This is a genomic window from Streptosporangium minutum (assembly GCF_002149035.1).
GTDB classification, from domain to species: Bacteria; Actinomycetota; Actinomycetes; order Streptosporangiales; family Streptosporangiaceae; genus Streptosporangium; species Streptosporangium minutum.
On sequence record NZ_NGFP01000316.1, the window covers coordinates 1 to 9,605 of the forward strand.

Sequence of the window (9,605 nt, forward strand, 5' to 3'; positions counted from 1 at the left end):
GTGAGAGGGAGGGTGGGGACGCCGGCGGGGACGAAGGCGGCGGTGCCGGCGGTGAGGGTCAGGGCGTTCTCACCCCGGCCGGCGGTGATGGCGCCGGACACGCAGAGGAGGACGCGGGGGCCGTCCGAGACCAACTCGACGCGCGGGGTCCCGAGGGTCAGGGTCGCGCGGGTCAGCTCGAACTCGCGGACCGGGGGCGACCAGCGGACAACGCCAGGGGCGACGGGCTCCGGGGACATGACCGGCGTCTCCAGGGATTCGAAGCGGAGGACCCGGAGGAGTTCGGGGACGTCCACGCGCTTGGCGGTGAGGCCGCCGCGCAACACGTTGTCGCCGGACGCCATCACCTCGACCCCCACGCCGCGCAGGTACGCATGCGGGTTCCCGGCGGGCATCCAGATGGCCTGGCCGGGCGCGAGCCGTACATGATTGAGCAGGAGGGAGACGACCACGCCCGCGTCATCAGGGTAGTGGACGGCCAGGCGGGCGGCGATCTCGTAGGCCGAGTCCACGCCACCGAGCTTGGCGCACGCGGCCGCGACCTCGGCGACCAGGGCGGTGCGGGCCACCGGGGAGAGGGTCAGGGCCGTGGTGAACGCCTCGCGCAGGCCGTCGGGGCCGCGCAGGAGGGCGGCGATGGGCCGCAGCGCGGGGACGTCGATCCGGTCGAGCAGGTCCGCCGCCGCCTCGGGGGCGCGGAAGCCGCACAGTGCCTCGAAGTCCCCCGTGGCCATGAGCAGCTCGGGCTTGTGGTGGGGGTCGCGGTAATTGCGCAGCTCCGGGGGCAGCCCCGCCGCCTCCTCGGCCGCGAAGGCCGCGCGCGCGTGCTCCGCGTCCGGGTGGGCCTGCAGCGACAGCGGCTCCTCGGCCGCCAGTAGTTTCATCAGGTACGGTAAGCGCGGCCCGAACTCGGCGGCGACGGCGGGCCCCAGGACCCCCCGGGGATCGGAGGCGACGATCTCGTCCAGCGGCCGGCCGCCGATCCGGGACGGGGCGCCGGGATGCGCGCCCAGCCACAGCTCGGCCTCGGGTTCCGGGCTCGGCACGGGGCGGCCCTGAATCCCGGCGATCGCGCTGCGGGATCCCCAGGCGTACGTGCGCACGGTCCCGTCGAGCCGGTACACCCCGGGCGGCAGGGCACTCATGCCGCCGCTCCCGCCGTCGGGACGGGCCGCCGGGTCAGCGCGGCGGCCCCGACCAGCCCGGCGTCGCCGCCGAGCGCGGACGGGCGGAGCCGTACGCGCCGCAGGAAGTCCAGCCCGGCCAGCCGCTCGAACCAGGTGCGCAGCGGGACGAACAGCACGTCCCCGGACCGGGCGACGCCACCCCCGACCACGACGAGGTCGAGGTCCACGACGGCCGCGGTGGACAGCAGCGCCCCGGCCAGGGCGCGGGCGGCGCGGTCGAACGCGGCGGTGGCGACCGTATGGCCCTCGCGGGCGTCGGCGGCCAGCACGACGGCGTCGGCCTTCGGCTCCCCGGCCCGCCACCCCTGGCCGCGTGCCCAGCGCACCATGCCCGGCCCGGAGGCGTACGTCTCGACACAGCCGCGCGAGCCGCATACGCACGGCTCGCCCTCGGGGTCGACGATCATGTGACCGACGTGCCCGGAGTTCCCGGAGGGTCCGAACCGGGGCGCGCCGTCCAGCACCAGGCCGCCGCCGACGCCCGTGGAGACGACCACGCCGAGCAGCGCGCGCGACCCTGCGCCGGCCCCGGCGAAGTGCTCGCCGAGCGCGAAGCAGTGCCCGTCCCCGGCCAGCACCACGGGCCGACCGAGCGACTCGGCGAGCCGGTCCACGAGCGCGAACGCGCGCCAGGCGGGGATGTTGACCGGGCTCACGGTGCCGGCGCGCGGGTCCAGCGGACCGGCCGAGCCGACGCCGAGCGGCGCGTTCCGCGCGATGTCCCCGGCGGTGGCCACGACGCGCGCGGCGAGCCGCGTCACCGTCCGGAACACCTCCTCGGGGTCGTCGGTGCGCGGCGTGGGATGGGTCCAGCGGTGCGAGACGACGCCGCGGGGATCGACGAGCGCGGCGGCGATCTTGGTGCCGCCGATGTCGACGGCCAGGGCATGGGTCACGGGGGGCTCCGTCAGTGGCGGTGGTGGTTGTCGGGCTGCGCGGGGTCGCCGGGGTGCTCCAGCCCCGGCACCAGCCGCAGCCGGTGGGCGCGCGAGTGGTCGAGCCACCGCACGAACGCCAGCCGGCGCGCGGCGTCGAGGAGGCCGTCGGTGGGACCGGGCGGGTCCGGCTCCGGCTCACGGCGGGCGAGGAGGGTGGCGGTCCAGGGGCCGGCCGTCACGGTCTGGTCCGGTACGGCGGAGCCCAGCGCCCCGGCCAGGTCGGCGGGGAGCGAACCCGGTTCGGCGTCGAACTCGCCGTCCGGCGTGCGCAGCCGCCAGACCGGCCCGGCGGGCGGCCGCGCGGTGGACTCCAGGTAGGCGGCCGTCTCCGCCGGGGCGACGACGACGCCGGCGGTGACGGCCTCGTACACGGCGCGGACGGCCGCACTGCCCTCGTACGCCGCCGCGGCGATGGAGCCCAGCTCGACGGCGGCCCGCTGGTCGAGCCGGACCGGTGGGCCGTCCCCGGGGTCGAGCCCGCGCGTGGCGGCCTCGGCGGCGCACAGCTTCTCGGTCAGCACGACCTGGGCCACCCAGCGCGTGAGCTGCCGGTCCTCGGCCGTGCCCGGCGTGGGGAGCGCCGTGGACCGGGGCCCGGCCCGCAGGGCGCCGAGCCGCCGGTCCAGCTCGGCGCGCGGGAGGGGGGTGCCGTCGAGCCAGCCGAGCACCGGACCCACGCCGGGCGCGACCGGCTCTCCAGTGACGGGCGCGTATCCGGGGAGCGGGTGCTCGTGCCCCTGGTGGTGGCCGCCCGTCATGGGGCCACCACCAGCTCGACGGTCGGGGCGTACTGGCAGCGGCCGTACCACATGACCTTGACCAGGGCCCAGGAGGAGCCGGGGTCGGCGTCGCGCGACGCGGCCACCTCGAACTCGGCGGTGGCGCTCTCCCCCGCCGCGAGGGCGAAGCCGCGGACCGGGTCGGCGATCAGGTCCCAGGTACCCCAGGGTGAGACGAGCTGCAGTTCGCCGCGGATCTCGCCGCGGGTGCGGTTGCGCAGCGTGAGCCCCAGCACGGCCCGGCCGCCGGGGGCGACGCGCACCGACGGCGCGGTCACCTCCACCGACAGGCCGGTGTCGCGGCCGGGGTTGTCCTTGCCGCCCTGCGCGGCCACCCAGTCCTCGGGGACGTCGCCGGGGACGGGCAGCACGCCGGGCAGGTCGCCGACGGCGATGGTGACCACGTCCTCGACGGTCTGGCCGTCGTGCTCGAGCCGGGCGGCGGTGAAGTACATCCCCGGCTCCACGCCCTCCGGCGGGGTGACCGTCACCGGGAACCGCAGGTGCCCGCCGGCCGTCAGCCGGTACGGCCGCCGCGTCAGGCTCGCCGTCCAGCCCTCGGGGGCGAGGATCTCCACGGCCCCCTCCACGTCGGTGTCGAGCAGGTGCGAGGAGAGCACCACCGACACCTCGGCCGGCTCCCCCTCGGTCCGCACGAGTCCCGGTGAGGCCGCGACGCTCACCGGCAGGTACCCCATCGGCGCCGGCCCCCGGTTGTGCAGCCAGTACCGAGAGTGCACCGGCTGCGCCGCCTCGGCCGCCGGCCCCAGCACCGCCCCGCCGTACGGCGGCACGCCCGCGTCGGAGGCGTCGGAGGCGTCGTGCGGCGGCAGGCCGGGCGCGGCGATCACGGTGGCGACCTCGGCGCCGGTCAGCGCGATGGCGCCCGGGACGGGTTCGCCCCGGCGTTCGAGCAGGTCGGCGCGGTACGCCTCGGTGAGGGCGAGCGCGCCGGAGAGGGTGGCGTCGCGGCCATGGCCGGTGGACTCCATCAGGCGGACGGTCACCCCGGACGCCGGGTCCGGAGCGGCGGCCGATCCGTGCGCGGTCGGGTTGCCGACCGGCTTGAGGGTGCCGACCAGCACCTCGCGGGCGGGCTGGACCCGCAGATACGACCGGGCCGGTGGCAGCGGGCCCGCGTGCGGCTCGGCGACCACGGCGTACAGCGGGTGGTTGAACTCCTGCCCCTGGGCGGGCAGCGTCAGCGTGCGCCAGTCGCCCTCGCCGGAGACCAGCGCGTAGCGGAACTCGTGGGTCCAGTGCATGAGCTGGAAGCCCGCGCCGTCGGGCAGCGTACGGCGGGGCGGGTCGATCCACACGCCGGACGGCCAGCCGGTGCACGAGCGCATCAGCGACAGGTGCAGCGTCCCGGCTGGATCGACGGCGAAGCCCGGCAGGCCGTAGGTGAGCAGCGCGACGGTGTGGTCGGTGAGCAGCTCGGAATCCGGGACCTCTCCCGGGCAGACGGCGCTCACACGGGCGTCGGCGAGGTCGGCGGTCAGCGCCCCGGGGTCAGTGGTGACCAGGGCGGGCAGCGCGCGCAGGTCGCGCAGGTCGGCGTTGGGCCGCCATACCTCGCGCAGCGGCCGCGCGGCCGGCACCCAGACGCGCCCGTCCCGCTCCAGGGCCTCGGCGTAGGCCGTCCCGGCGTTCTCCAGCAGCTCGCGCACCGCGTCGTTCTCCTCCGGTCCGCCGATCATGATCCGGAAGTCGGGGAGGTTGGAGTCCACGTCGAGCCAGCCGTACCGGGACCAGTAGGCGCTCGCCGTGGTCGCGGTGACCCCGGCCCGGACCAGGGCGACGAGCAGGTCGCGGACGTCGGCGGCGTCGTCCAGCGCGGGCACGACCACCTCGGCGACCCCGAGCGCCCGGTCCCCCAGGGAGCGGCCGTCAGGGCCGGTGAGCGTGACGCGGGCGGTGGAGCCCAGGCCGAACCAGGTGTTGGCGGGGTTGTCGAGGGTCCACGGCGCCTCGGCGGCGTCCACGTCGGGCAGGGCGAACCCACGCCCGACCACGGCCCCGGCCACCTCGCTCACCGGGAGCGCGCCGGGGAGGTCGGCGGGGAAGCTCAGCCGCAGCAGCCGGTCCGCCCCGCTGTAGTCGAGGACGCGGGTGCCGAGGTCCACCCGGTCCACGCCGTCCCAGAGCGTGACGGTCTGCTCGTAGCCGATGCCGTCCGCCGTCCCGGTGATCACCAGGCGCTCGCCGAGCGGGCAGGTCTCGCGGCGCACCCGGGCCGTGCCCTGCGCCGCACCGACGACCGGGCCCTTGGGCACCAGGTGCCAGGGGCCCTCACCGAAGTCGGGATGGGCCGGGTACTCCTCGTAGACGCGCAGCTCGTTGCCGACGCATCCCTCCCGGACCAGCTCGCGTCCGGCCTTCTTGTCGAACACCCTGGACAGGCCTCCCCCGCGCTCGGGATCGGCGGTGACGCGGTAGCGGGCGTTCTCGATCGTCACGCCGGCGGCGGGAGTCCACACGGGCTCCGCGCCCGGCGGGCCGGGCAGCAGCCGCCAGGTGCGCCAGCCGGTCGCGGGCACGTCCTCGGCCAGGAACCGCAGGGTCCCCCGGTCCACGACGCACGGCACCTCCGCGCCGGCGTCGTCGAGCACCCGTCCGCCTTCCAGCCCGGCGGGCAGCCGTACGGTCACGGGCGCCGACCGGTCGAAGGACAGCGTGTTCGCGACGACGACCGCGACGCCCTCCCCGGTGGTGTCCACGCGGGCGACGAGCGATCCGAGCGAGGTGGCCAGTACGGCGGCCGCCAGGTCGTACGCCTCGCGCCAGCCGGACAGTAGGTCCAGGTAGACCTGGTCGGACTCGCTTCCGGTGATCGCGTCGTGGTGCGCGCCGTATGCGAGCTGCCGCCAGACCTTGTCCAGGGCGGCCTCGGGGTAGGTCCCGAGTCCTTCGAGTGCGGCGATGGTGGCGAGCTTCTCCGCGTCCACGGCGGCCACCTCGCCCGCCCGCTGCGCCTGTTTGGTGTCGATGTAGGAGACGTCCTTGCCCGTGTAGATCGGGTTCATGTCCCGGGTCTGCGGGCTGGGCCGCCGCCCGGAGGCCGCCAGCTCGGCCCGGACCGCGTCGAGGAAGTCGCGCGGGGTGGCGCAGACGAAGCGCGGCCAGACGTAGCGGGCGTTCCAGGAGCGGTGGATCTCGGTGACCCACTTGTTCGGCGGGGTGTAGTCGGTGCCCACGGGCAGCAGCAGGTTCCTCGTCGCCCCGACCGGCTTGAGCTTGCGGTACAGCTCGTACACGGCCTTCTCGGCGGTGGCCAGGTCCGCGGAGGAGTCCATCCACCAGCCCGCCGAGTAGTGGTGCGGCATGAAGTGCGTCAGCACCCCGAGCCCCGACGGGGAGATCCACTCGAACTCGCTCGGGAACTGCATGACCGTGGCGTCGTCCTTGGCCTCGCGGAAGTTCTTCTGGATCGGCCCCCACTGGTGGAACGGCCCGCGCGCCCAGGCGCTTCCGGTCAGCCCGGCCGCCGCGAGGTAGCCGGGGAACTGCGGGTCGTGCCCGAACGCGTCGAGCTGCCACGCCGTCGCCGGTTCCCCTCCCAGGATGTCGCGCTGGTAGCCGATGCCGTACACGATGTTCCGGATCGTGGTCTCGGCCCCGGTCAGGTTGGTGTTGGGCTCGTTGTAGGTCCCGCCGACCAGCTCGACCTGCCCGCGCCCCATCAGCAGCCGCAGGTCGGCGCGGCGCTCGGGGTGCACGTCGAAGTACGGCTTGAGGTAGTCGATCTCGGCCAGCACGAACTTGTAGACCGGGTCGCGCAGCGCCAGGTCCAGGTGCGCGTCCACCAGCGCGAAGCCGTTGCGCTCCCACAGCGGCCGGGTGGTGGCGTCCCCGGACAGCAGTTCCCAGGGCGAGGTGTACGCCGCCTGCGTGTTCCACCACACCGGGTCGTAGTGGAAGTGCGAGACCATGAACATCGTCCAGCCGGGCTCGGCCACGACGACCACGCCCTCGGCGCGCGCGTCGCCCGCCGTCACCACGACCGGCAACTCGGCCCCCGGGACCGGGGCGGCGATCTCCAGCGGGACCTCGACCTCGCCGGAGCCCCCGGCCTCGCCCGCGACGCCGGGGCCGGTGACGGCGACCCGTGCGGGCGGGCCGTCGAGCGTCACGCGCAGCACCTGGCGCGGGGCGTCCTCGGTGCCCGCGAACAGGTCCGTGGACTCCACGGAGACGATGGTGACTGACACGGGATTCCTCTCTGCGGGCCGGTGACCCACGTGGTCGGCGGCCGGTCGCGCCGCCGGGTTCCCGGCGGCGCGACCGGCCTGGGGGGCGCGTTACCGCGCTACCTCCCCCACGCCTCGAACTCGTAGATCCGGGCGGCGGGGTCGGTGTTCTGGGCCGGTTTGGTGATGGACAGCCTGAGGTGGCGGGCGGTGAGGGTGACCGGGTGGGTGGTGGTGGCCGTCGTGTTGCCGGTGACGGTCACCGCGGTCTCCCACTCCTCCGAGGCGGCGGAGCGCACCTGGATCGTGAAGTCCCGGGTGTTGAACGCCGCGGGTTCCCCGCCGGCCTGCGCGTGCCGGACCACGAACCGGGTCAGGGAGCGGGCCTCGCCGAGGTCCACCTCCAGCCACCTGTCCGCGGTGAGCGTGCACCATTTGTCGGAGTTCCCGCCGGTGACGGTGCCGTTCACGGCCTTGGCCGGACCCTCGTTCGCGTTGCACTGCCCGGAGGCGGTCGCCGGGCGGCCGAGCGCGCGGTTGACCTCCCCCGGCTCCCCCGACCAGGCGACCGTCGCCGTCGCGGCGGCCGACCGGCCGTACTCGGTGGAGACGGCCTCGACCTCGATCGTCGTGCTGGTCTCCGCGCCGGCCCGGTCGAGCTGCGGCACGAAGTACGCGTCGTTCGGGGTCGCACCCAGGTAGGTCCGGGAGCCGTCGGCGTTGCGGCGGTAGACGTCGTAGTGGTGGACCTGGCCGGACCCGGAGCCGGCGGCGGTCCAGGCCAGGCGGAGCGACTTGCGGGAGGGGGACACGTCGGTCGCGCCGAGCACCTGGAGACCGGAGGGCGCGGCGGGCGCGTCCACGGCTCCGTCGTACACGGCGAGCTGCCCGACCCGGATGTCGTAGGAGGCGGCGGAGCCCTCGGCGCGCAGGCCGAGCTGGGCGATGGTCTTGCCGGCGTGCGCCGACAGGTCCAGCGTCTTCCGCTCCCAGCCGGTGCCGCTCGTGGACCCCAGGTCGAATGTGGTGAAGGTACCCGGCGCGTCGGTGAACGCGACGGCCGCCTTCAGGCGGGTCGGGCCCGCGGCGGGCGTCTTGACCACGACGGACAGCTTGGTGCCGGCCGTCACCGGAAGCTTCGCCTGGTAGAGCCGCACGGTGTTGGCCGCGTCGAGATTCCCGGTGAGCCGCAGCGACGAGCCGCCCTCGTACGCGTCGCCGTAGTCGATGGACGGCGTGAGCCGGGTCCCGGTGGAGTTCACCACCCACTGATAGGTGGGGGGCACGTCCTGCACCGACAGGTTGTTCCAGCCGCCGGTGCGCACGCGGGTCCCGCCGACGTTGTAGAAGTCGCCGTGGCCGGTGTTGAAGCCGGTGACGAACGGCTTCGCGGTCACAGCCGTGGACTCGGCGATGTGGTGCGCCAGGCCCTTCCAGGACGAGGAGGTCGCGGTGTTGGACGGGTCGGCGTTCGCGCCCACCCAGTACCGGGAGTCGCGGGCGCGGAAGTCGGCCGGCCCCGAGGAGGACTTCCACGTCCACTCGGGCCGGTAGATGCCCAGTGAGGTGACGTGCGGCTGACCGGCGGGGAACACCGCGTCCCAGCTCACCCCGGTGTTGTATCCGTTGGCCTCGGTGTCGATGCCCGCATACAGCTCGTGCTCGTCCCGGCCGAGGGATCGGGCCAGGTCGCGCGACGACCGCAGGTTGCCCGCGCCCCAGCCGAAGTCCAGGAACATCGAGTCGGACACCCGGGCGGGGTCGCTCAGGAAGGCGTCGTTCGCCGTGGTGAGCGCGTCCTGCCAGCTCACCGAGCCGTTCTCGGTCATCGCGTCGTACCACATGAACTCGGCCTGGCCCTTGGCCCGGGCGTACTTCATCAGCGAGCGGATCTCGGTCGCTAGGGCGGCGTCGCCGCCCGCGGTCTCCTGGTTGATGAACCAGCCGTCGAACCCGTAGTGCTGGGCCACCTGCACCAGTTTGTCAGCGACCGGGTAGTTCGAGCCGGACTTCTGCACGAAGTCGCGCACCCACTGGATCTGCCCGCCGTACGCCGTGGGCGGGAAGAACACCGTGCCGTAGACCTTGACCCCGTTGCGGTGCGCGGCGTCGATCACCGTCGCGTTGGGGGCGAGGATGAGTCCCTCGCCCGCCGAACCGCCCCAGAAGACCAGGGTGTCGATGTACTGCCAGTAGGTGAAGGCGTAGTAGTTGGGGTCGAGCGAGCCCTGCGACGGATTGCCGGAGGTGGGCCCGAACGACACCAGCGAGGCGACCTTGCCCTCGCCGGCGCGCGCGTTCGGGTTGGCCTTGAGCGCGGGGTCGGAGGCGCGGGGCCGCAGCGGCACCCGCGACCGGTTGAACCGCGCGTCCGGGTCCGTCGCCGGGTCCCAGTTCAGGATCGTGTTCGGGTGCCAGTAGGAGGCGTAGGGCTGGTCGCCCGCCGCCCGCACCGCCGTGCGGCCCGGCCGGTCCGGCGGCGCCGGGGTGGACGGGGCGGCCGAGGGGGAC

General features: G+C 74.9%; 5 protein-coding genes. All 5 read right to left on the reverse strand.

All coding sequences use genetic code 11. The features are described from left to right. The coding region (manA, locus tag CA984_RS39495) for a mannose-6-phosphate isomerase, class I (protein ID WP_086578484.1) at positions 1-1,145 on the reverse strand (1,145 nt) is incomplete at its 3' end. Beyond that, entirely contained in the window at positions 1,142-2,083 is a 942-nt protein-coding gene (locus tag CA984_RS39500) for an ROK family protein (RefSeq protein ID WP_086578482.1), read from the reverse strand. The genes CA984_RS39500 and manA, both read right to left, overlap by 4 nt. Positions 2,084-2,094: 11 nt before the next feature. After that, a complete protein-coding gene (locus CA984_RS39505; protein ID WP_207621213.1) occupies positions 2,095-2,883 on the reverse strand; it encodes a DUF7158 domain-containing protein in 789 nt (262 codons plus the stop codon). Next, a complete protein-coding gene (locus CA984_RS39510) occupies positions 2,880-7,115 on the reverse strand; it encodes a glycoside hydrolase family 38 N-terminal domain-containing protein (RefSeq protein WP_086578483.1) in 4,236 nt (1,411 codons plus the stop codon). The genes CA984_RS39505 and CA984_RS39510 overlap by 4 nt, the downstream gene beginning before the upstream one ends. 98 nt (positions 7,116-7,213) lie before the next feature. Continuing rightward, positions 7,214-9,605 (reverse strand): endo-beta-N-acetylglucosaminidase (locus CA984_RS39515; protein WP_207621214.1); only part of this gene is annotated, 2,392 nt, incomplete at its 5' end.

Bases quoted from the DNA above. Each gene is read 5' to 3' on its own strand.
- CA984_RS39505 (WP_207621213.1), bottom strand. From the start codon at position 2,883: ATGACGGGCGGCCACCACCAGGGGCACGAGCACCCGCTCCCCGGATAC.